23 protein-coding genes and 2 pseudogenes are annotated in these 21,644 nt (G+C 46.9%); 5 read left to right on the top strand and 20 right to left on the bottom strand.

What is annotated here, in order from left to right; translation table 11 throughout:
* The first annotated feature begins 45 nt into the window (after positions 1–45).
* Entirely contained in the window at positions 46–261 is a 216-nt protein-coding gene (locus BUB66_RS00125; protein WP_073252910.1) for a DUF3006 domain-containing protein, read from the top strand.
* On the opposite strand, the gene BUB66_RS00120 is transcribed toward BUB66_RS00125, so the two are convergent.
* The 12 genes and pseudogenes from BUB66_RS00120 to BUB66_RS00065 form a co-directional block, all read right to left on the bottom strand.
* Positions 258–1,373 (bottom strand): aminopeptidase, encoded by a 1,116-nt coding sequence (locus tag BUB66_RS00120; RefSeq protein WP_073252907.1) that lies wholly within the window; start codon positions 1,371–1,373, stop codon positions 258–260. The two genes, BUB66_RS00125 and BUB66_RS00120, sit on opposite strands and share 4 nt — an antisense overlap.
* A 28-nt stretch (positions 1,374–1,401) precedes the next feature.
* Positions 1,402–2,051 (bottom strand): annotated as a pseudogene (locus BUB66_RS12700) (radical SAM protein).
* Between the two features lie 178 nt (positions 2,052–2,229).
* Positions 2,230–2,769: a 2-oxoacid:ferredoxin oxidoreductase subunit gamma family protein gene (locus BUB66_RS00110; protein WP_073252904.1), complete on the bottom strand. Its 540-nt coding sequence runs from the start codon at positions 2,767–2,769 to the stop codon at positions 2,230–2,232.
* A gap of 4 nt (positions 2,770–2,773) precedes the next feature.
* Positions 2,774–3,517 (bottom strand): thiamine pyrophosphate-dependent enzyme, encoded by a 744-nt coding sequence (locus BUB66_RS00105; protein ID WP_073252901.1) that lies wholly within the window; start codon positions 3,515–3,517, stop codon positions 2,774–2,776.
* Entirely contained in the window at positions 3,517–4,575 is a 1,059-nt protein-coding gene (locus tag BUB66_RS00100) for a 3-methyl-2-oxobutanoate dehydrogenase subunit VorB (protein ID WP_073252898.1), read from the bottom strand. The genes BUB66_RS00105 and BUB66_RS00100 overlap by 1 nt, the downstream gene beginning before the upstream one ends.
* A gap of 1 nt (position 4,576) precedes the next feature.
* Positions 4,577–4,801 carry a 4Fe-4S dicluster domain-containing protein gene (locus tag BUB66_RS00095; protein ID WP_237406731.1) on the bottom strand — a complete coding sequence of 75 codons (225 nt, stop codon included), beginning with the start codon at positions 4,799–4,801 and terminating at the stop codon, positions 4,577–4,579.
* 21 nt (positions 4,802–4,822) lie between these two features.
* The gene (gene buk / locus BUB66_RS00090) at positions 4,823–5,896 is read right to left on the bottom strand and encodes a butyrate kinase (protein WP_073252892.1); all 1,074 of its coding nucleotides are present in this window, start codon (positions 5,894–5,896) and stop codon (positions 4,823–4,825) included.
* Between the two features lie 24 nt (positions 5,897–5,920).
* Entirely contained in the window at positions 5,921–6,973 is a 1,053-nt protein-coding gene (locus BUB66_RS00085) for a Glu/Leu/Phe/Val family dehydrogenase (protein WP_073252889.1), read from the bottom strand.
* A gap of 41 nt (positions 6,974–7,014) precedes the next feature.
* The gene (locus tag BUB66_RS00080; protein WP_198409318.1) at positions 7,015–7,905 is read right to left on the bottom strand and encodes a bifunctional enoyl-CoA hydratase/phosphate acetyltransferase; all 891 of its coding nucleotides are present in this window, start codon (positions 7,903–7,905) and stop codon (positions 7,015–7,017) included.
* A gap of 151 nt (positions 7,906–8,056) precedes the next feature.
* Positions 8,057–9,766 carry a sigma-54 interaction domain-containing protein gene (locus BUB66_RS00075; RefSeq protein WP_073252886.1) on the bottom strand — a complete coding sequence of 570 codons (1,710 nt, stop codon included), beginning with the start codon at positions 9,764–9,766 and terminating at the stop codon, positions 8,057–8,059.
* 47 nt (positions 9,767–9,813) lie between these two features.
* On the bottom strand, positions 9,814–10,452 hold the full coding sequence (locus BUB66_RS00070; RefSeq protein WP_073252883.1) for a thiamine diphosphokinase: 639 nt from the start codon (positions 10,450–10,452) through the stop codon (positions 9,814–9,816).
* 79 nt (positions 10,453–10,531) lie between these two features.
* Positions 10,532–11,260, bottom strand: a complete 729-nt coding sequence (locus tag BUB66_RS00065; protein ID WP_143156162.1) for a 4Fe-4S binding protein — start codon at positions 11,258–11,260, stop codon at positions 10,532–10,534.
* A 142-nt stretch (positions 11,261–11,402) separates the two neighbouring features.
* Here BUB66_RS00065 and BUB66_RS00060 point away from each other — a divergent pair, with 142 nt between their 5' ends.
* Both BUB66_RS00060 and BUB66_RS00055 read left to right on the top strand, forming a co-directional pair.
* Positions 11,403–12,230 (top strand): RMD1 family protein, encoded by an 828-nt coding sequence (locus BUB66_RS00060; protein ID WP_073252880.1) that lies wholly within the window; start codon positions 11,403–11,405, stop codon positions 12,228–12,230.
* 21 nt (positions 12,231–12,251) lie between these two features.
* Positions 12,252–13,610: a phosphomannomutase/phosphoglucomutase gene (locus tag BUB66_RS00055; RefSeq protein ID WP_073252877.1), complete on the top strand. Its 1,359-nt coding sequence runs from the start codon at positions 12,252–12,254 to the stop codon at positions 13,608–13,610.
* A 30-nt stretch (positions 13,611–13,640) separates the two neighbouring features.
* On the opposite strand, the gene BUB66_RS00050 is transcribed toward BUB66_RS00055, so the two are convergent.
* The 6 genes from BUB66_RS00050 to BUB66_RS00025 form a co-directional block, all read right to left on the bottom strand.
* Positions 13,641–14,051: a hypothetical protein gene (locus BUB66_RS00050; protein WP_073252874.1), complete on the bottom strand. Its 411-nt coding sequence runs from the start codon at positions 14,049–14,051 to the stop codon at positions 13,641–13,643.
* A gap of 62 nt (positions 14,052–14,113) precedes the next feature.
* A complete protein-coding gene (locus BUB66_RS00045; protein ID WP_073252871.1) occupies positions 14,114–15,496 on the bottom strand; it encodes a glycine--tRNA ligase in 1,383 nt (460 codons plus the stop codon).
* Positions 15,497–15,898: 402 nt separating this feature from the next.
* Entirely contained in the window at positions 15,899–16,420 is a 522-nt protein-coding gene (locus BUB66_RS00040; protein ID WP_073252868.1) for a ferredoxin domain-containing protein, read from the bottom strand.
* Positions 16,421–16,456: 36 nt separating this feature from the next.
* The gene (locus BUB66_RS00035; RefSeq protein ID WP_073252866.1) at positions 16,457–17,728 is read right to left on the bottom strand and encodes a ribonuclease H-like domain-containing protein; all 1,272 of its coding nucleotides are present in this window, start codon (positions 17,726–17,728) and stop codon (positions 16,457–16,459) included.
* Positions 17,725–19,986, bottom strand: a complete 2,262-nt coding sequence (locus BUB66_RS00030) for a DEAD/DEAH box helicase (protein ID WP_073253586.1) — start codon at positions 19,984–19,986, stop codon at positions 17,725–17,727. Before BUB66_RS00030 ends, BUB66_RS00035 begins: the two co-directional genes overlap by 4 nt.
* Before the next feature lie 68 nt (positions 19,987–20,054).
* Positions 20,055–20,264, bottom strand: a complete 210-nt coding sequence (locus BUB66_RS00025) for an FmdB family zinc ribbon protein (protein ID WP_073252863.1) — start codon at positions 20,262–20,264, stop codon at positions 20,055–20,057.
* Between the two features lie 105 nt (positions 20,265–20,369).
* Here BUB66_RS00025 and BUB66_RS00020 point away from each other — a divergent pair, with 105 nt between their 5' ends.
* Positions 20,370–20,561, top strand: coding sequence for a hypothetical protein (locus BUB66_RS00020; RefSeq protein ID WP_073252861.1), 192 nt, complete (start codon positions 20,370–20,372; stop codon positions 20,559–20,561).
* A gap of 18 nt (positions 20,562–20,579) precedes the next feature.
* A complete protein-coding gene (locus BUB66_RS00015) occupies positions 20,580–20,762 on the top strand; it encodes a hypothetical protein (RefSeq protein WP_206744205.1) in 183 nt (60 codons plus the stop codon).
* Positions 20,763–20,827: 65 nt separating this feature from the next.
* Here the strand turns inward: BUB66_RS00015 and gcvH are convergent, their stop codons facing one another.
* Together gcvH and BUB66_RS00005 are read right to left on the bottom strand one after the other, a co-directional pair.
* Entirely contained in the window at positions 20,828–21,205 is a 378-nt protein-coding gene (gene gcvH / locus BUB66_RS00010; protein ID WP_073252855.1) for a glycine cleavage system protein GcvH, read from the bottom strand.
* A gap of 27 nt (positions 21,206–21,232) precedes the next feature.
* Positions 21,233–21,644 (bottom strand): annotated as a pseudogene (locus BUB66_RS00005) (dihydrolipoyl dehydrogenase); the annotation flags it as partial.

Here is a 21,644-nt window from a genome sequence, read left to right as displayed (position 1 = left end):
GAAATAATATTGCAATTAGAGGCAAAAGTAAGGGGAGGATAAATAATGCCGAAAAAAGGCATACTTGACCGGTTCGAAGGGGACTTTGCGGTTATCGAAACTTTTGATGGAATGACGATGAATATAAAAAAACGATTCCTTCCCGAAAACGCTCGGGAAGGCGATGTAATAGATCTAGATGATCTATCTATAGATGAACCTTTAACAAGACAGCGTAAGGAAAAAATCCGAAAACTAGCCGAAAGGCTTTTCGAAGATTAGGCAAGGTTTTCCGGATTAAGGCCTTGTAACTCTTCCGGTACAAAGCGGCCATCCTTTCTTACCAGCACATCGTCAAACCATATCTCTCCGCCGCCGTACTCGGGCCTCTGGATGTACACCAGGTCCCAGTGAATGGCCGAGTCGTTGCCGTTGTCGCACTCCTTGTAAGCCTTTCCGGGAGTGAGGTGTATACTTCCCGATATTTTCTCATCGAAAAGCGTATCCTTCATGGGTTTTAATATGTAGGGGTTGACCCCGATGGCAAACTCGCCGATGTACCTCGCACCTTCATCGGTGTCCAAAATTTTGTTGAGCCTTTCTGTATCATTGGCGGTGGCCTTAACTATTTTGCCGTCCTTGAACTCAAACCTTATATTTTCGAAGGTATATCCCTGGTAGAGTGCCGGCGTATTATATGTTATGTAGCCGTTAACCGAATTTCTGACAGGTGCCGTGTAAATTTCGCCGTCGGGAATATTTTTTTTGCCGTCGCACTTTACCGCGTTGATGCCTTCTATGGAAAATTCTAATTCGGTGCCGGGGCCTGTTATCCTTACCTTTTTAGTCTTGTTCATGAGGTCCACCAAAGGGTCCATGGCCTTGGACATCTTTTGGTAATCAAGACAGCAAACTCTGAAGTAAAAATCTTCGAAGGCCTCCGTGCTGGTGTCAGCAAGCTGTGCCATAGATGCATTCGGATATCTTAAAACACACCACTTGGTATGGGAAACTCTTATTTCGGCATGAACGGGTTTAGTGTAAAACTGCATGAAAATCGCTTTCTTTTCCTCTGGCACATCGGAAAGTTCAGCCGCATTATCCCCGCCTCGGATTCCTATATAGGCATCCATGTCCTTCATCCTCTCCGCATCGTAGCGGGCCATCATGCTTGCAATTTCCTCGTTTAAGTTCATCATTATCTCCCGTTGAATATCCTGCATTCCCAGGGAAACGAAGGGCTTTGCCCCAGTTTTGTAAGCTTCCCGCACCAGTTCCTTTATAAGCGGCGCTTCTCCAGGCCCCCCTTCGATCAGTATCTTTTCACCTTCCTTCAGCTCCACCGAATAGTGAATAAGGATTTTGGCCAGTTTCTCAAGCCTAGGGTCTTTCACAATAATCCCTCCCATTTTTAAACAGAAATTATACTCCTTCTAAATCGAAATCCGGCACGTAACTTGGGGAATCGGCTCCCTCCTCTTGAGCAAATCCATTTTCAAGCCCCAATTCAAAAAAATATTCTATTACCTCTTCGTATTCCTCCTTAGGCAGCGGGCGATTTATTTCAGGAAATTCACCGGTCCTGAAACACGGCATGTACTGGCCCATGAGGCTTACGTATACGCCGGAAGGCAAATTAGATTTTATAAAACCGAGGACTTTTTTAGAATCTTCCTTTAATCCGGGCAATACCAGGTGCCTTATAATCAGTCCCTTTTTTATCATGCCCTTTTCATCAAAAACAGGCTCACCTACCTGGCGGTACATCTCCAATATAGCCTTTGTGGCGCACCTGAAATAGTCAGGTCCTTCTCCTCGACAGCCTTGCCGAACCATTCCTGACTTATCCTGTAATTCTGGCAAAAGACGCACTTCAAGTTGCAACCTGAAAAAAACACAGTCCCCGAACCTTTATGGCCGCTTATACACGGTTCTTCCCAGCGGTGGGCAAAGGCTTTTGCCACCACTATTTTATCAAGAGCACCGCAAAACCCCTTCTCACCTTTTAACCGGTTGACACCGCACCGTCTCGGGCAAATCCGGCAATTTTCGAGCAATTCTTTTGACTCCAACCCCCTCACCCCCGGTGGATTTCATACCACTTTGTTATTTTAACACGTATTCTTTAAAAATAAAACACCCTCTCATGCTATTGCTGTAAATATTTAAAATAATCTGGATATAAAAACACCCGGTAATACGGGGGTACCGGGGTATTACCGGGCATCAAAACATTTAATCATTTGCATATTACTTTTGTACTTCCGCGATTCCCCTTTTCAGGGCCTTCTCGTTTATCTCCATCATGTGTTTCCGGTGGGCGGGGAGGAAATAGTCTATGGACTTTATCACGGTTTCCGGTTTTACTATTCCCGTTTCGCCGATGAGAACCCCCAAGGCCACCATGTTGGCGACTCTCATGTTTCCAAGCTCATCGGCTATGCCGGTAGCATCGACTTTAATCACCTTTATATCGTCCCTTGCGGGCCTTTCGTCGATTAAGGCTTTATTTAAAATCACTATGCCCCCCGATTTCACCATCGGTGTGAATTTTTCCATGGAGGGCTTGTTCATCGCCACAAGCACATCGGGCGAAGATATGATTGGCGACGGAATCCTTTTGTCCGAAATCACCACCATGCAGTTTGCCGTTCCGCCCCTCATCTCCGGACCGTACGAAGGAATCCAGGAAACTTCTCGCCCCTCCAGCATCGCGCTGTGGGCCAAAATCTCGCCCATCAACATTATCCCCTGGCCGCCGAAACCTGCCATAATGATTTCCATCTTCATTTTTCTATCCCTCCTTCGGCTCTTTAAAAACGCCCGGCGGAAATACCTTTACCATTTCGTGCTTTATACAATCCACCGCATCTTTGGGCTTCATTCCCCAGTTGGTCGGGCAGGGGGATAAAATTTCCACTAAAGAAAATCCTTTTCCTGAAAGCTGCATTTCGAAGGCCTTTTTTATATAGCTTTTCGCCTTATTTATATTCTTGACATCCGTGAGCTCGGCCCTGGCCAAAAACGAAGGCCCCTCCAGGGTCGCCAGCATTTCGCACACCCTAATCGGGTATCCTGCCATTTGCGGATCTCGCCCGTAAGGGCTGGTTTCGGTTTTCTGCCCCACCAGCGTGGTGGGCGCCATTTGCCCGCCGGTCATTCCGTATATGGCATTGTTTACGAATATAACTGTTATATTCTCGCCCCTTGCGGCTGCGTGGACGATTTCCGCGGTTCCGATGGCTGCAAGGTCCCCATCGCCCTGATAGGTAAACACCACCCGGTCGGGTAGGGCCCTTTTAATTCCTGTAGCTACGGCCGGCGCCCTACCGTGAGCCGCCTGCTGCATATCGCAATCAAAGTAGTTATAAGCCAAAACGGCACACCCTACGGGAGCGACGCCTATGGTTTTGTCCTGGATGCCAAGTTCATCCATTACCTCAGCCACCAGCCGGTGTATAACACCGTGACCGCATCCGGGACAATAATGGGTTTTTACCGGCTGTAAGGATTTCGGCCTTTCAAAAACCACTTTCATCAGGAAAGCCCCCTCATTTTCTTTATTTCTTCAAATATCTCTTCGGCAGTCGGCACCATACCACCCGTTCTTCCGTAAAAGTACACCGGAGCGCGCCCTTCTACCGAGAGTTTCACATCTTCCACCATCTGCCCCAAAGACAGTTCCACAGTCAGGAATGCTTTGGCTTTTGGTAAAACTTCTTCGAAGGCCTTTTTGGGATACGGCCACAGCGTTATGGGCCTTATAAGCCCCACTTTTATGCCTTCTTCCCGAGCCATTTCCACAGCAGCATGGGCTATTCGGGCGCAGATACCGTAAGCTACCACGAAGTACTCGGCGTCATCGCCGTTTAATATTTCGTATCTTGCTTCTTTTGCTTCAATTTCCTGGTATTTTTTAAAAAGCTTTAAGTTGTGCTCTTCGAGCTTTACGGGGTCGAGGTAAAGGGAATTTATAACGTTGGCCTTTTGCCTTCCCATCTTGCCTGTGGTGGCCCAATCCTTCGGCGGAAGCTGCCTTGCAGGTCTTTCTTTAAACACCACCGGCTCCATCATCTGTCCTAAGATTCCATCGCCGAGGATGAGTACCGGGTTTCTATACATATCCGCCAGGTCAAAGGCATCGTACACCAGATCCACCAATTCCTGCACGGATGAAGGTGCAAGGACTATCGTCCTGTAATCACCGTGGCCTCCGCCGCGGGTTGCCTGGAAATAATCCGACTGAGCGGGCTGAATGTCGCCGAGGCCCGGCCCTCCCCTCATGATATTCACTATCACGCATGGCAGCTCGGCGCCGCAAAGATACGATATTCCCTCCTGCTTGAGGCTTATGCCGGGGCTGGAGGAAGATGTCATGACTCTAACCCCCGCTCCCGCGGCTCCGTACACCATGTTTATGGCCGCCACTTCGCTTTCGGCTTGCAGAAAAACCCCGCCCCTTTTCGGCATTTCCCTTGCGAGGTACGCAGGAAGTTCGCTCTGGGGCGTTATGGGATATCCGAAAAAGCACTTGCATCCCGCCCTAATGGCCGCTTCAGCCAGAGCTTCATTACCTTTCATAAGAACCTTTTCCAACTTACTTTCCCCCTTTTTCCTCGCGGTAAATCGTAAATACTACGTCAGGGCACACGGTGGCGCAAAAGCCGCAGGCTATACACCCTTCTTTCGCAGCAACAGGATGATAACCTAGAACGTTCACCGAATCATTGTCAAAAAAGAGCACCTTTTTGGGACAAACTTCGATGCAAAGGCCACAGCCCTTGCACCTGTCTTTATCTATGATAATCTTGCTCAATTTCATGCCTCCCATCTTCTAAAAGTTTTAAACGTACTCTTTCGGCCTTTCTTCGCCGGAAAGCACCCTTACGGCTCCTTCCGCAAGGGCTTTGAGTTCGTCCTCACCAGGGAAAACGTATACTGGCGCTATAAAGGATACCCTTTCTTTTATCCATTCCACCAGCATTTCGTCGTGGGCAAGCCCCCCGGTAAGGATGACGGCGTCAACTTTTCCGCAGAGTACCGCAGCACAGGCGCCTATTTCCCTGGCCACCTGATACGCCATGGCTTCGTACACTAGCTTTGCCTCCTCGATGCCTTCCTGTATCATCTTTTTTATTTCCCTCGCGTCGTTGGTCCCAAAATAGGCCACAAGTCCGCCCTTGCCCGCCAACATTTTCTTTATCTCATTTATGGTCAAATTCTTCGTGAGAACCAATTTTGCAAAATCCATCAACGGCAAACGGCCCGATCTCTCGGGTGAAAAAGGTCCTTCGCCGTCCAGGCCGTTGTTTACTTCTACTACTCGACCTCTTTTATGAGCTCCTACTGTAATGCCCCCACCTAAGTGGGCCACGATTAAATTCAGTTCATCGTACCTTTTCCCCATATTCCTTGCGACGCGCCTTGCCACGGCTTTCTGGTTCAAAGCGTGGAACACGCTGCGCCGCCTTATCTCGGGAATACCCGTAATTTTTGCAACAGGTTCCAATTCATCCACCACCACCGGGTCCACTATGAAGGCAGGTATTCCCAGTTCCCGGCCTATTTCGTGGGCCAAGATTCCTCCTAAATTGGAAGCATGCTCTCCGTACACACAATTTTTCAGGTCTTCTAGCATCCTTTGGTTTACGGCATACGTTCCTCCTTCTAAAGGCTTTAAAAGACCTCCGCGCCCTACTACGGCTTTGAGGTTACTCAGATTATAACTCCTGGATTTTATTACATCAAGGATTAACTTTTTCCTGAAAGGGTATTGAGCTACTATGCTATCGAACTTCGAAAGCTCTTCGGTCGAATGGGCGATTTTTTCTTCGAAAACGAGATCTTCGCCTTCAAACACGGCAATCTTGGTAGAGGTCGAACCGGGATTTATAGCCAGGATTCCCGAGGCCACCAGCGCTTTCCTCCATTCCTTGAAGATTTAGTTGATTTGATTAAATTTTTTCATGAATATCCTTTCGGCTATCATGTCAGCCGCCCTGGCAGTGGTAACCTTTTCTTTTTCTGCAAACTCGAAAACTTCCTTTAACCTCTTGGGGATTATCTTAAGCTTTTCGTTGACCAGTTCGCGGCTGTAAGTTTCCCCTGACACTTCGATGGAAACGTTGATTACCCCTCCGCCGTTTATCACGTAATCTGGGGCATAAAGGATTCCCCTTTGTGTTAGCCTTTGTGCAAAACTCTCGTCCTTCAGCTGGTTATTGGCGGCACCGGCCACTATTTTGCACTTTAGTCTATCCACCGTATTCTCGTTTATGACCGCCCCAAGGGCGCACGGAGCAAATATATCACATTCCACATCGAATATTTTGTCGGGCTCTACCGCATCAACCCCGTATTTTTCTTTTGCTGCGTTTATCCTGTCGGAGTATATGTCGGTGACCACCAGCTTTGCACCGGCTTGCGTCAAAAGTTTCACGAGTTCCATACCTACATGGCCAAGGCCTTGTACAGCCACAATTTTTCCTTTCAGGTCATCGCTGCCGTACACCCACTCGCAGCAAGCTTTGATGCCCAGGAAAACGCCAAAGGCTGTGATGGGCGATGGGTCTCCGCTCTTTCCATCAAGACCCGCGACGTAAGAGGTTTCCTGCACCACGTATTTCATGTCCTCCGGACAGGTTCCGACGTCTTCGGCGGTGATGTACTTGCCACCAAGACTGTTGACGAATTTTCCAAAGGCTCTGAAAAGCTTCTCTGACTTGTCCCTCCGCGGATCGCCTATTATTACCGATTTCCCGCCGCCAAGGGGCAGGTTCATCATTGCATTTTTATAGGTCATACCCCTTGAGAGCCGCAGGACATCCCTTATGGCGTCCTCCTCCGAGTCGTAGCTCCACATGCGGCATCCGCCCAGAGCAGGTCCTAAATTCGTATTGTGAACCGCAATTATGGCCTTGAGGCCCGACTCCGGATCGTTGCAGAAAACTACCTCCTCATGGCCCATTTCGCCAATCACTTTAAATATTTCCATTATTCTCCCTCCATTTAAATTTTATGAAAATTTATTTTGCTCTAATCAATAAGCGCGCTCAGCGCAATCGAGTAGGTCTTGCTCTCATCGGAATCGGCTCGGGAAGTCAGCACCACCGGAACTTCAGCCCCTACCACAACCCCCGCTACTTTGGCTTTGGCAAAATAAACCAGAGACTTATAAAGGATATTTCCGCTCACAAGTTCGGGTACCAGCAAAATGTCTGCATCACCGCCTACCGGAGAATCGATGCCCTTGTGAGCGCAGGCTTCTTTCGACACCGCATTGTCCAGGGCCAGCGGACCATCCACTACGGCGTCCAGCCGGTCCCTCTGGGCCATCTTGGACAAGATAGCCGCATCCATCGTCGAAGGAATGGACGGATTTACTATTTCCACCGCCGACAAAACAGCAACTTTTGGACGCTCTATACCCAAGCTTTGCGCCACTTTCAAGCTGTTTTTCATTATCTGGTATTTCTGCGGCAAATCCGGGGCGATGTTCATCGCAGCATCGGTAACAAGGATTAGCTTTTCCATATTGGGCACCTGAAAAACTGCAACGTGGCTCAACAGGCGGCCGCCTGTGAGGGATTTATCACCAGAGACGATGCCCTTTAGAAAATCTCTCGTCTGTATGAGTCCTTTCATTAATGCCTGAACCTCGCCTTTTTTGGCCATTTCAACCGCGAGCGTTACAGCCTTGAAAGAATCTTTTTCGTCAATAATCTCTAAATTTCGTCTTTCCATCCCGAGCCTATCCAATATCGGCTCTATTTTCTCCTTGTCTCCTATAAGCACACCATTTATCAATCCCAAATCGCTCGCCGCCTTGACTGCTTTTAATACATCTTCATCTTCGGCTTTTACGATTGCTATCGTCTTTGTATTTGCCCTGCTGGCAACCTCAAGCATTTCTTTTAGCGATTTCACCAGACCACCTCCGCAAATATATAAAAGGCAAAATTCGTGCCAATTTAAAAAAAAAGAAAGGCGGCATTTTCCGCCTTTTTCCGAGCCACAGAAGCTGCAAACTTTTGCACTTCATGCAAGGTATTACATGAAATACTTTGCATTACAGGGTCTATAGATCATATTTTTTAAGTTTGTAAAAGAGGTTTCTAACAGAAATTCCTAGTATCCTGGCAGCTTCATTCCTATTTCCACCCGTTTTTTCAAGGGCTTCCTTTATGGCTTCCTTTTCGGCTTCTTCAATTATTTCTTTAAGCGGCTTTGAAAATCCACCGCTGCCACTCGCAGAGGAATAATTTCGCTTTTGCTGGAAGTAAAATCGTGGAAGGTGTCTTTTTTCTATTACGCTTTCTCCAAATTCCATGTTGATTATGGCCCTGCTTATTACATTCTCCAGCTCTCTTATGTTTCCGGGCCAATCACACTCCATCAGTACATTGAGCGCTTCCTTATCTATAGCTTCAACAGCCCTGCCGTACTCCTGGTTGTACTTTCTTATAAAATGTTCGGCCAAAATGGGGATATCCGTTTTGCGCTCCCTGAGAGGAGGAATGTATATAGGCACCACGTTAAGCCTGTAATATAGGTCCTTTCTGAAGCGCCCCTCTTCCACAGCCTTCTCCAGGTTGATGTTGGTTGCGGCTATAACCCTGACGTCCACCGGAATGGGTTTGCTCTCTCCAACCCTTATGATTTCCTTTTCGTTCAGCACTCTAAGCAACATGGCTTGGTGGTTTAGGCCTATTTCCCCTATTTCGTCAAGGAATATGGTCCCACCGTTGGCTTCCTCGAAAAGCCCTTTCCTGCCGCCCCTTTTGGCACCGGTAAAAGCTCCATCCGCGTAGCCGAAAAGTTCGCTTCCCAAGAGGCTGTCGGTCAGAGCCGAGCAGTTCACCCGTATGAACTGGTTGTGCCTCCGTTCGCTGCTGTTGTGAATGGCGTGGGCGAAAAGTTCCTTTCCAGTTCCGCTTTCACCCCGCAAAAGTACCGTAGCATTGGTTTTCGCTGCATTCTTCGCCGCCTCTATGGCTTCCTTTATCGCCCTGCTTTCCCCTAATATGTCGTCAAAAGTGTACTTGGCTTCAAGATGCCTCATCCGCCGCTTTACGTACTCCAGCTCTTCAGTAAGCTTTTTTATCTCAGAAACATCGTGGATTACGGCCACGCTGCCTTTTAAACGGCCTTCAACAATTATGGGGGCGGCATGAACTATTACTTCTCTTTTGTTGGGCCCCACCTTCATCGGAACGCCCTTTATCGGCTTTCCGGTCTTCAAGACCTGGTAGTGCACGCTCTCGCCTTCGGCTATGTCGACGGTGGCAGGCTTTCCTATGACGTCTTCCTTCGTAAGGCCCACTATCCTGGTGTAAGCTTTATTTACAAGGATTCCCTTACCCTGAGCGTCCACCACCGATATGGCATCCTGAGTCGAATTTATAATGGCTTCCAGCAGGCCGTGAAGCTCTCGCAAATTTGTTACCTCTTCGGCCAGGTGTTTGACCTCCGTTATATCGCGGAAGACGGCAACCGCTCCGATTATCCTGCCCGAGCTGTCGAAAACCGGCATACGGTTAGTAACAATGGTAGTATCCTCCAGCTCCTGCAACTGGTTGAGTTCTGGGGTCCCCGTTCGAAGCACAACTGGAAGCCTGGTGTTGGGCACCACTTCTCTCACTTTTTCCCCAAGAGCTTTTTCCCCTTCTATCTTTAGAATTTTTTGTGCGGAACGATTTAGTATAATTATTCGTTCGTTGGGGTCTATCGCTATTATGCCGTCGTGGATGGAATTAACTATGGCTCCAAAAAGGTCCTTTGAAAACATAATATTCCACCTTTTTCTCAAAATTATGCATTCTCCGCCTGCAATTTTCAGCTTTCAATCCATTTTACAGCAATTAACATACCTTCTCTTATTTCCACCACGGCTTCGTCATCAAGGAAAACGTTGCTTATTCCCCTTGAGGTTCCCATAAGGAGGGTCTCATCCTGCAGAGGGTAATAAAGCCCTAATGTTTTTATCCCGGTCACTTTCGGCGTAACAGGTAAAAGGGATAGAATTTGTCCTTTTTGGCCCTTTATTTTTCTTTTGCCATCGACCAAAAACATCTCCCAATTTTTCCCCGCAAGCGTGAGCTCGAGTCCCCTTTTTTTAAAACTTACCATGAGAAGCACATTAGCCAGGCTGTGATCAGGCCTGTCTCCCAATCCCCCAAGCAGTACAGCTTCATCTGCACCTTCTTGCAATGCAACTTCCAAGGCCAGTTCCGTGTCGGTGAAATCTTTTTCTTTAGGAAAAGAAAGCTTATTTATCTTGTAATACTCTATTTTCTTTTTGTCCTCTTCCGATGTAGAATCCATGTCTCCGACAATCAAATGCGGGACAATTCCCATTTTAAAGGCATGGCGTATGCCGCTGTCGGCACAAATAATCAAACTCGCACCACTCAAATATTTTTCAACTCTGCTATAATCTCCTATACATCCTCCCGCGAAAATGACAGCCTTCATTACTGCCCTCCGAAAAAGTGTTCCTTATCATTATCATTATAGCACATTTTTTCAAATTCTTCCTGCCAATTTAACGCAATTAGGCCGCATTTTTGCGGCCTGTTCCAAAGTGCAATGCCTTGACCGGGCATGATTTAATGCATACACCGCATTTCAGACAGTCGGGGTCAAGGACCTTTCCGTCCTCCTTGAAAGAATGCACCGGAATTTCCATCGGGCAGAATCTAGCGCATTTGCCACAGGATATACATCTTTCAGAATCCAACGTAATGGGTTCTTTTACCCCTCTTTGCGCCAATACAGCAATGGTACCCATGGGACAAATCTTGCACCAACTGCGTGGCGAAAAGAAATACCCAAGTACAGTTCCAATAAAGGTGGTCATAACTACCATGGTATAGAAAACCGCACCTACTCCGGCTAATGTCTTTTCTGCCCGGAAAAGATTATAAGCCATAAAGGCCATTAGCGAAACAAAAACGGCCCAGCGAAACCAGGCTCTTTTAAGCAAAGGCGGAATTCGCCGGCCTTCTTTGCCCACCCTTGCTAATACCTGGTCGTAAAAGCTGCCCCTCGGACAGTACCTTCCGCACCATATCCTGCCTTTAAAAAATCCCGCTGCAATTGGGGATATCATGCATATTATGGCCAGCAATCCAAATGATTGATTTATCAGACCGAGAATTAAAAAAACTATAAACAATAGCCAGATCCATCTGTTAAAATTATTATTTATTTTCATTGCTACCCCTCCCTGAAGCATTTTATCGTATTCTATTAATTCATTTATTGTATCTTTTATACCCACTTTTAAGGCTGGCAATTTTTTATTATAATAATATATTTTTTCGCTGTCAATTATAATTTGCGAAATATTGTCCCCAAATACCACCAGTATTGTGATTGCAAGGGTGTAATGGTATAATTTATGACACGGGAGGTTTCCTAAATTGAAAAAAATAAAACTCCTGGCCGCATCTTTGTGCAATGAAATAAATATCAATCGCCTGTCTAGTCATTTTGGCATAAATAAAAAGCACCAGTGGGATGAGCCTCTAGTCCTTTCAGAAGAGCAATTAAAGGGCATTTTGCGAATGCCCGATGGAAAATCGGCATACATCTTTTCCTTTGGCTCGATAGTGTTTTTAGACTTCGAGCACCACGAAATCATGGACTTTTTGGACTATTTAAAGAAAGTAGAAAAAAACCTGTCCTCCATACCGTCCCTGGACTACACCGATGACTATACTGTAACGGTAAATCCTGGACAGGAGTTTCTGGTGAACAACGAAGGGACGGTACTGCCGGAAATTGGCGAGATGTATTTAGAGATAATAGCAACGGTTTTGGCGAAATCTGTAGCACTTTCTAGAATAGAGGACCAAATAGATGATCTGATGGACGCGGTCGAAGATATAATAAATTACCTCGAAACGGGCAAATTAAACATATCGGACGAAAAGCTCGCAAAATTGTCCGGTAAAATACTGAGCTTTAAATACAGCACCTTATCGTACATAATGCTTCTTGATAAACCCGAAATAACATGGGTAAACGAAGAAAGCGAAAACCTTTATCTCGAACTAGAGGAGCAGTTTGAATTGGAAGACCGGTATGAGAAAATTCGCCACAAGACGGAAACTCTGCTTGATATAACCGAAGTATTCACTAGCCTTGTCCATGCAAAAAGGGGAACTAGACTCGAATGGATGATAATATTTCTCATAGCCTTCGAGATAGTTTTATCAATACTGATGAGTTTTCTTGGACTACACTAAAGCTTCTAGGAGGTGGAATCCATGAAAAAACTAAATCCCCATATATTCCGGCAGTACGACATAAGGGGGGTCGTAGGCGAGGAAATCGATGAAGAAGTAGCTAAAACTTTGGGACTTGCCTTCGGCACCTTTGCCCTGAAAAACGGCGAAAATAAAGTGGTAGTGGGATGCGACAACAGGTCTTCGTCTCCTTCTTTGAAAAAGGCCCTCATAGAAGGGCTGCTTTCCACGGGGTGCGACGTGGTAGACCTGGGGACAGTGATAACTCCGGTATTTTACTTCTCCAGGATACATTACTGCATAAACCCTGGAGTTATGATAACCGCCAGCCACAATCCTCCCGAGTACAACGGATTTAAAGTGGCGTTCGGCCATGCAACGCTTTATGGCGACGACATCCAGAATATAAGGGCAATGATGGAAAAAGGGGAATTTGAAAGGGGGAAAGGTTCCCTTTCGCACATTGACCCCACCGAAGATTACATATCGACAATCTGCGAAAAAATAAAGCTCGCAAAACCCCTGCGGGTTGGAATAGATTGCGGCAACGGCACCGCTTCGCTTTTCGCAGAAAAGCTATTTAAACGGCTCGGCGTTGAAACATACCCGCTTTACTGTGAATCCGACCCATCCTTTCCCAATCACTTCCCCGACCCCGTAAAGCCCGAAAACCTGAAGGACCTCAAAGACCTGGTATTGAAGGAAAAACTGGATCTTGGAATAGGTTTCGACGGCGACGGCGACCGCATAGGGGTGGTGGATGATGCCGGAAACGTCATATACGGCGATATGCTGATGGTGCTTTTCTGGCGGGAAATACTCCCGAAGCACCCCGGTACCACAGCCATCGTGGAAGTAAAGTGTTCCCAGGCTCTGGTTGAAGAAATTGAAAAACTCGGAGGAAAACCGATGTTTTATAAAACTGGGCATTCCCTTATTAAGGCCAAGATGAAAGAAATAGGCGCCGTTTTTACCGGCGAGATGTCCGGCCACATGTTCTTCGCCGACGAATACTACGGTTTCGACGACGCCCTTTACGCTGCCGCCAGGTTATTGCGGATTCTCTCAAGAAGCGATAAAAAGCTTTCGGAACTTCTGTCCGATGTGCCAAAATATTACTCCACTCCAGAAATCCGCGTCCCATGCCCCGATGATGAAAAATTTTCTAAAGTAAAGGCGGTCCAAGAATACTTCAGGGGAAGATACCAGATGATTGACGTGGACGGCGCCCGCGTGCTCTTTCCAAACGGATGGGGCCTTGTCCGTGCTTCTAACACAGGACCGGAGCTTATAGTGCGGTGCGAGGCTAAGACCTCAGAAGACCTGGAAAAAATAAAAGAAGAAATGCAAAGAGCCTTGCATCCCCTCAAGGCATTTTAAAAAGCCGCTTCGTTTTAGAAGCGGCTTTTTTTAATATCGAAAGTTTATATAGCTCCACGTCAGGGGGTCGGGCACCGGTAATTCCAGATATCCCTTAAACCGCAGCAGCGGAATTATCGACTTGAAATTTACCATTCTGTGATGGAAGTGCTCGGGAAGGAAAAAGGAATTGAGGCTGCACAATTCTCCCCGTCCCACCATTCCAAAGTAACACATGTCGCACGTGGGAATAGTTTTTTTCCTGTTTAGCAGCATGAAAAACTCCATTTTATTGCCCTCTTTGTAATGGCCCGGGCAGGCCATCGTAAGATTCAGGGAAAAAAGCGTTATTCTGTCCTTACGCTCCTTTACGAAACAGTTGTCCACCATCTTCAATATTTTTTCCGCGACAGGGCTCTTTGTAAAGTCCAGTATTTTTCCGTCATACCGGAAATAATACATAAAAAGCCCACCCCTCCAAAAAATAGGGTGGGCTCTTTTTTTAAAAAATATGCAAACTCAAGTTAAAAGCCCAGTTTCTCTTTCAGATATTCTTTGACGCGGTCTATTTCTATCCTGTCCTGAATCATCGTGTCCCTGTCCCTCACGGTCACTTTGTGGTCTTCGAGGCTTTCAAAATCAACGGTTATGGCGTACGGCGTCCCTATCTCGTCCTGACGGCGGTAACGCTTGCCTATGCTGCCCGTATTGTCATATTCAACTACGTAGTCCTTTTTGAGGTCCTGGTAAATCTTCCTTGCCAGTTCCTCCAGCGGCTCTTTTTTAAAGAGCGGAAATACGGCACATTTAACGGGAGCCAGAAGGGGATGTAGGCCCAGCACTACTCTTTTTTCACCTTCCACTTCTTCTTCCCTGTAAGCATCGCACAGTATTGCCAGCATGGCTCTATCTACGCCGAGTGAAGGTTCTATTACATAAGGTACTATGTGCCTGTTTTCTTCCTGGTCGAAATACGTAAGCCCTTTCCCTGAATATTCTATGTGCCTTGAAAGGTCGTAATCTGTCCTATTGGCGATTCCCCACAGTTCCCCCCATCCGAAGGGGAAATTGTACTCCAGGTCCGTTGTCGCTTTAGAATAATGGGAGAGTTCGTCCGGCGAGTGGTCACGGAGTCTCAGGTTTTCCTTTTTAACACCCAGTTCCAAAAAGAAATCCATCGCAAACTGCCTCCAGTGTTCGAACCACTTCCCGTCTTCGCCGGGCTTTACGAAATACTCCAGTTCCATCTGTTCGAACTCACGAGTCCTGAAGATGAAGTTCCCCGGTGTTATCTCATTCCTGAAAGCCTTACCCATCTGCGCGATTCCAAAGGGGAGTTTTACCCGGCTGGTATCGAGCACATTCTTGAAATTCACGAATATACCCTGAGCGGTTTCGGGTCTTAAGTACACAACCGAACTGGAATCTTCCGTTACTCCCTGGTGGGTCTTGAACATCAAATTGAACTTCCGAGCATCAGTCCAGTTTACCTTACCGCATACAGGACATTTTATATTGTTTGAATGGATTATTTCTGTAAGCTCCTGAACGCTTTTTCCTTCGACGCGCATCCCCAATGATTCTTCTATAAGGTGGTCAGCCCTGAACCTCGACTTGCACTCCTTGCAGTCCACCAACGCATCGTTAAATCCTGCCACATGCCCCGAAGCTTCCCAGACCCGGGGATGCATCAAAATGGCGCTGTCAAGGCCCACCACGTCGTCCCTGTCATAGACGACCTTTTTCCACCATATCCTTTTTATGTTCTGCTTCAGCTCCACCCCCAGCGGCCCGTAATCCCAAGTATTTGCAAGCCCGCCGTATATTTCGGACCCCTGGAACACAAAACCTCTCCTCTTACACAGGGATACTATCTTGTTCATCTGCTTTTCGCCGCTTTCTGTCATGCTATCTCTCCTTTCCACGTAATATATTGTTGAAAAATTAAAAACCCCTAGACGAGAGTCTAGGGGTCCTTTTTGCGGACGGTCCCACCCTAGTTGCAGGCCTTCGCCTGCCACTTTAGAAAATTTTATGTAGTTTTACACCCAACTTTTCCCTCCGTCGCCACGTGCCTTCTATGCCGTGGAGCTCGCACCGTCCTCCACTCGCTGTCGGCAGGGAGAAGACACTTACCGGAGGTCGGCCTTTGAATTCTAATATTCTCCTGAAGTTATGGAAAGCGGTTTAGATCTATTATAACACAAGCTTTTTTTCTATACAAGCTTATAAAATCCGCCTAAATACAATCTGCATCGACTCTACGGAAACATCCATAGGGCATCCAAAGCACGAAAATTAGCAAATCATTACTTTCTGTCAAAATAGATATTTTTCCCGCTGGCGGAAAGCGGTATTCCTATTACAACTTCTCCTTCGATGAGGCCTAATGTCCTCGCCGCAACGCCTATGCGGTACATAATGCGGTTGTCTACATTCAATATGCTTGCCGTTTTTACCGCCGAGCCGACGGCAATTCCAAGGTCTATCAGTTTCCAGGCGCAAAGGGGGCCTTTAAATTCCGGGCCTTCTTTCGGTTCTGGAAGTTCTGAGCACGCGGGATATCCGCAGGCTCCGCAGTTTAATCCCATGGGTTTTGCATCGCTTATGGATATCAGCATTACCGCATCGGATTCCTCCACGTTCTTTCCATCCCTGTCAAAATTTATTTTCCCCGTTTTTTCACCATAAGCGCGCATTTCCGATGCGATTTTTTTTAATCCTTCTCCTTCCACAATTCTTATCTTGATGTTGTCCTTTCCACCAGCTTTGGGCGCCGTCCTGGCCGATATGGCCATAAGTTGGGCAGCCATTAATACCGCATCTTTCATAAATCTCACCTCCAAAAAATTTTTATACTTTATACTTTATATACACTCTATAATCTTAACCTGCTCCTCTCTGTCTTTTGACATTTTAAACGAAATACGGTCAAGGCGCCTTCTTATTTCATCTATTTCGCTAGGATCAAAACTCCTACCCAAAAGTTTCTTTTTATCTCGGGCAACCTCCAAAGCTTCCCGGGCCGCCGATGCCGCCTTTTCATAATCCTTCATCCTGTGTTCATAGAGCTTAGAAAGTTCTATCAATGCGAACTGACGATTTATACCCTCTTTTGCCATTTGTATCCAGAGTTTTTCAGCTTCACGCCATCGGCCCATCTTTTTATAAAGAAGCGAAAGCTGCCTGTAAGCCTTATCTCTTACCGGTTGGGCGCTTAAGGCCAGGGTGTAACATCTAATGCTTTCCTCCAGCATACCCATGTCTTCGTACAACCTGCCGAGGCAGTAAAAATCCTGCCCGGAGCAGACACCCGAGTTAAAAGGGTCTTTCAGAACCTGAGCTATTTTCGCCAGGAGACTTACCATCGAGAGAATATCAAGCTGGTTGTGGTAAAAGACGGGCTTTAAAGGAAAGGGGTTTTTGTCCCTCAAGTACTTAAAATATATTGAAGGAATCTCAAAGCCGGGCACATCGCCGCTTCTTTCCATGCGGAAAAGATTTTGCTCTAACGAAGACAAACTCAGGCTCTCCAGTCTTTCCCCGAATATTCGCCTCGCACCGTGAAAAAGGTCAAAATGGTTCATAAACTCTAAGGGATTTTCCATTCTGTTTATTAGAAAGCGGGTGGAAAGCAGCGGTACGTCGTAAGCCTTTCCGTTAAAACTCACAAGGCTTTCAAAATTGCTGAAAAGCTTTTTCAAACTGTAAAGTACGCCCGGTTCCCCGTCGAAGTCGTCCATAAAGTATTGCACCAATTTAAAAGAATTGCCTTCAAAATACCCGATCCCTATTAAAAAAGCGTAGGTGCCGGACCCTCCCGCAAGGCCTGTGGTCTCGGTATCAACAAAAACGGCCTTTCTTACGTCGAATTTAAAATCATCCCTTTTTTTAGCGGCAAGTTTTAGAGCTTCTCCGGAAATTTCCAAAACCGAAGAAAGCCTTACTCCAGCGTGGCAAAAATCCCCTTCGAAAACTTTTTCCACCGCCAGATGGTTTCCGTAAGGAGTTGCCACAATCTTCCCGCCCAGCAGCCGCGACACGCGATTTAATTCGTCGGTTCTTTCAAACTCAAAGGATGACTTATTACCCTGGCTCCCTTCCTTTATAAATCTCTGGAGCCTTTCAAATAAGTTCAATCGTCTAACACTCCCTGTATGAGCTTTAACGCAAAAGCCTTGCTCCCCGCGCCCACCTCTTCCAGAGGGCCCACGCAGGAAGGACAGCCGTCATCGCAGTCGCATTCAAGGATTACCTGCCGGGCAGCCTTTAAAAGCGAATCGTCCATTTGGTAAAGCCTTTCAGCAAAACCCACGCCCCCCGGATATGCATCGTAGATGTATATCGTCGGCTTTTGAGTAAAGGGAGACTTTACGTGGATAACGCCGCGTATATCCTTCGGGTCGCACAAAAGGTAAAGGGGAGCGATATTCACGAGCACGTTACAAAGCCCCGCAAGTCCTGCTTTCAAACCTTCCGGCGTCAGGTTCGGCAAATTCTCCGGCACGGTAAACCAGAAAGCCGTGGTGTGCATCTCTTCAGGCGGCAGGTGTATGGGACCCGAACCCACATTCTCGTGGGTGAAAAATTTGATCTTCTTAAACATCGTAGCCATGGACCTTACGAGGACCTCTCCGTAGTATTTCTCGCTTTCTTTTGTCCTGAGCCTTTCTTTTATAACATCCAAAACCTTTATTTCCACCGCCAGGTTGGCATCGGTGTAATAATCCACATCCACCTTCCTGACGTAAGCCTTTTTTTCCTCGTAATCCAGTTTCTCCACCTGGTATTGCTGGCCTCCGTGGATGTAAATCGCCTCCTCGTGGATGAGCATGGGGGCGCTGACTCTGTCCACCTCCCCTATGACCCTGGGCTCCCCGGTGATATCGACTATAACGAAGTTTTCGGTGGTGGCGCTCCTCAAGCTCACCTCTTCTGCCGGAAAAGCCTCCGCCATCCAGTGCCACCTTCCTCCCACATGGCGCAGGATTTTCTCATTTTCCAAAAAGGACAGTATCTCCTGTGTGGTTTCAACTCCGAATTTTTCGCCATCTTCAAACGGCAGTTCAAAGGCCGCGCATTTTATGTGGCTCACCAGTATATAAAGGTTATCCGGATTTATCAGGCCGCTTTCGGGCGGTGAATCGAAAAAATAGTCCGGGTGGTTTATTATATACTGGTCCAGGGGGCTGCTGGAGGCCACAAGGATTGACGCCGACACCGCCGAACGCCTGCCGGCCCTGCCGGCCTGCTGCCAAGTACTGGCTATTGAGCCCGGATAACCGACAATTACGCTGACATCTAGACCTCCTATGTCTATCCCGAGCTCCAGAGCGTTGGTGCTCACGACACCGAGAATTCTGCCATCTCTCAAACCCTTTTCAATCTCCCGCCTTTCCCTAGGCAGGTAACCACCCCTGTAGCCCCTTACGGCTTCAGACCCGTAAAGGGTGTTCCTCATCCCCTCTTTGAGGTACGTTAGCATGACTTCAACTGCCAGCCGGCTCCTTGAAAATACGATCGTCTTGATGCCGTTTTTCAAAAACTCCAATGCCAGGTCCTTTGCCTCGAGAAGGCTGCTTTTCCTTATGCCGAGCTGCCTATTGACCACGGGGGGATTGTAAAATATGATGTTTTTCTCTCCGGAAGGTGCCCCGTTTTTATCGATGAGAACCATCGACTTGCCCGTCAGTTTCTCTGCCAGCTCCCTGGGGTTCGATATTGTAGCCGAGCAGCATATGAAAACGGGATTCGAACCGTAAAACCTGCATATTCTGTGCAGGCGGCGGATTACGTTGGCGGTGTGGCTTCCGAACACTCCACGATATGTGTGCAATTCGTCTATGACAACGTACTTTAAATTTGAAAACAATTTAATCCATTTGGTATGGTGGGGAAGTATGCCGGTGTGCAGCATATCAGGGTTTGTTACGACTATATGACCGTCTTTTCGAATAGCCACTCTGGCAGAAGGCGGGGTATCGCCGTCGTATGTAAAGGTCTTTATATCTTCCCCCATCACTTCTATAATCTCCATAAGCTCTGCCACCTGATCCTGGGAAAGAGCTTTAGTGGGGAAAAGATATATGGCCCTGCTTTCTTTATCCCGCAATATGGTGCTAAGCACAGGCAGGTTGTAGCACAAAGTTTTGCCTGATGCGGTGGGAGTTACCACAACCACGCTGTTACCCTTTGAGACCTCTTCCAAAGCCCTAGCCTGATGGGAATACAGGCTGTGAATTCCTTTTTTGTCCAGGGCATAAATCAACCTCTTATCGAGGAAATCGGGAAAGGGTTCGTACTCCGGTGGTCTGGGAGGTATTACTTCCCACCTGGTTACACACTTTTGGAAACGATCGGAATTTTTAAATTTTGCAAGAAGCTGTTCTAGATTCATTTTGCAACCCTCTCCCAAAGGGAAATTTGCTTTCCAGAAAAGCCCGTACAGGGCTTTTACCTTGCTGCTCACCCAAACCTGGAACTTCCGGAGCTGCCGCAGGTTCCGGATGAGCTAATACTTCCGCTGCCTTTGGCCGTACCAAAAGCAGACATCTCCCGGCGGGTATCGCTGCTTTTGCAGGTAGGACACTCAATCGGATTGTCCCTCTCTTCAAATTTTCTCAAAGCTTCAAATTTATAACCGCAACTATTGCAACGGTATTCGTAAATGGGCACGCTACATCCTCCTCCCTTTATTGTTTTTATATCACATCATATAAATATTTTACAATAAACCGCTAAAAATAAAATTAGAAAATCTTAATTCGGGAGTGAAAAAAAATGGTAAGCAAGATGCAACTTCACGCAGTAGGAGAAGCCTGTCCTGGTTATACTTACACAGGCGGTGATGATCTTGTATCTTTAGAGGAAGGAAAAGAACCGGCAAGTTGCGAAAATTGCATCCACTGGGTTCACGGAAGATGCACAATTGATATGTTTGATAAGGTGCTATCCAGCTTAGACCAAACGTAAAGGGTGGGCCTCATGTCATTGAAAAAGAGACTTTTTTCTCAACGGAAAACCTTCGCCTTTTCCGAAACGGGTTCCAACATATTTAAGCCCGGCGGAAGGCCCGCTCCTCGGGAGATAAAGTCCCAAAAAGCCCAGCTTGAAAGCAATCAACCCGGTATTCGGAAAGACGTAAAATTAAAAATGGAAAAAAAGCAAAAGTGAAATTTAAACTGATATGCTCCCCTTTTCTTCGGAGGGGAGCATATCAGCAAGAAGCAATTTCTTTTTTATTCAATCAATTTTTTATAACTCTCGCTGTCCAACAATTCTTCGACCTCTGAGGGATCGCTCAATTTTACTTTAATCATCCAGCCTTTTTCATAAGGTGACTCATTAACTAACTCGGGACTGTCCGACAGTTCCTCGTTTACCTCTATTACTTCTCCGCTTACCGGTGCATAAAGATCCGACGCGGTCTTCCCAGACTCTACGGTACCAAAAATATTATCCTTTTCAACATTATCGCCAACTTCGGGGAGGTCTACGAACAGCACCTCTCCCAGCTTTTCCTGGGCATAGTCGGTAATTCCTACTATAGCTATTTCACCTTCTATCTTAGCCCATGTGTGTTCTTTATGATATTTTATATTAGAAGGCAAATTCATTATAATACCTCCTAAAAACTTTTTTAACTATTCTAGTTTGTGTATTGACATGCCGTGCACATCGTGCAGGGCTTCCATGACCGCCTCGCTGAAAGTCGGGTGCGAGTGGATAATTCTACCCAATTCTTCTGCGGTTATCCCGCAGCTTATCGCAGGAACTAGCTCGTGCACCAGGTCCGTGGCGTTCGGACCCATAATGGCTGCCCCTAGAATTTTATCCGTGCCCTCGTCGGCGATTATCTTGGCAAAGCCGGTTATCTTACCCGCCGCCTGGGCCCTTCCTAACCCTCTAAAGTAGAACTTGCCTATCTTTACCTTGAATCCGGCTTTCCTGGCTTCTTCTTCGGTCATCCCGACCGCCCCTATTTCGGGGTCGGTAAATACTCCCCGGGGCACCGCTTTGTAGTCCATGCGGCTCTCTTTTCCCATTATGTTTTCC

The sequence above is a fragment of the Caldanaerovirga acetigignens genome, assembly GCF_900142995.1.
Taxonomy (GTDB): Bacteria; Bacillota; Thermosediminibacteria; order Thermosediminibacterales; family Thermosediminibacteraceae; genus Fervidicola; species Fervidicola acetigignens.
The sequence above is the reverse complement of the archived record's forward strand: the minus strand, read 5'-3'. Positions and strand labels throughout refer to the sequence as shown.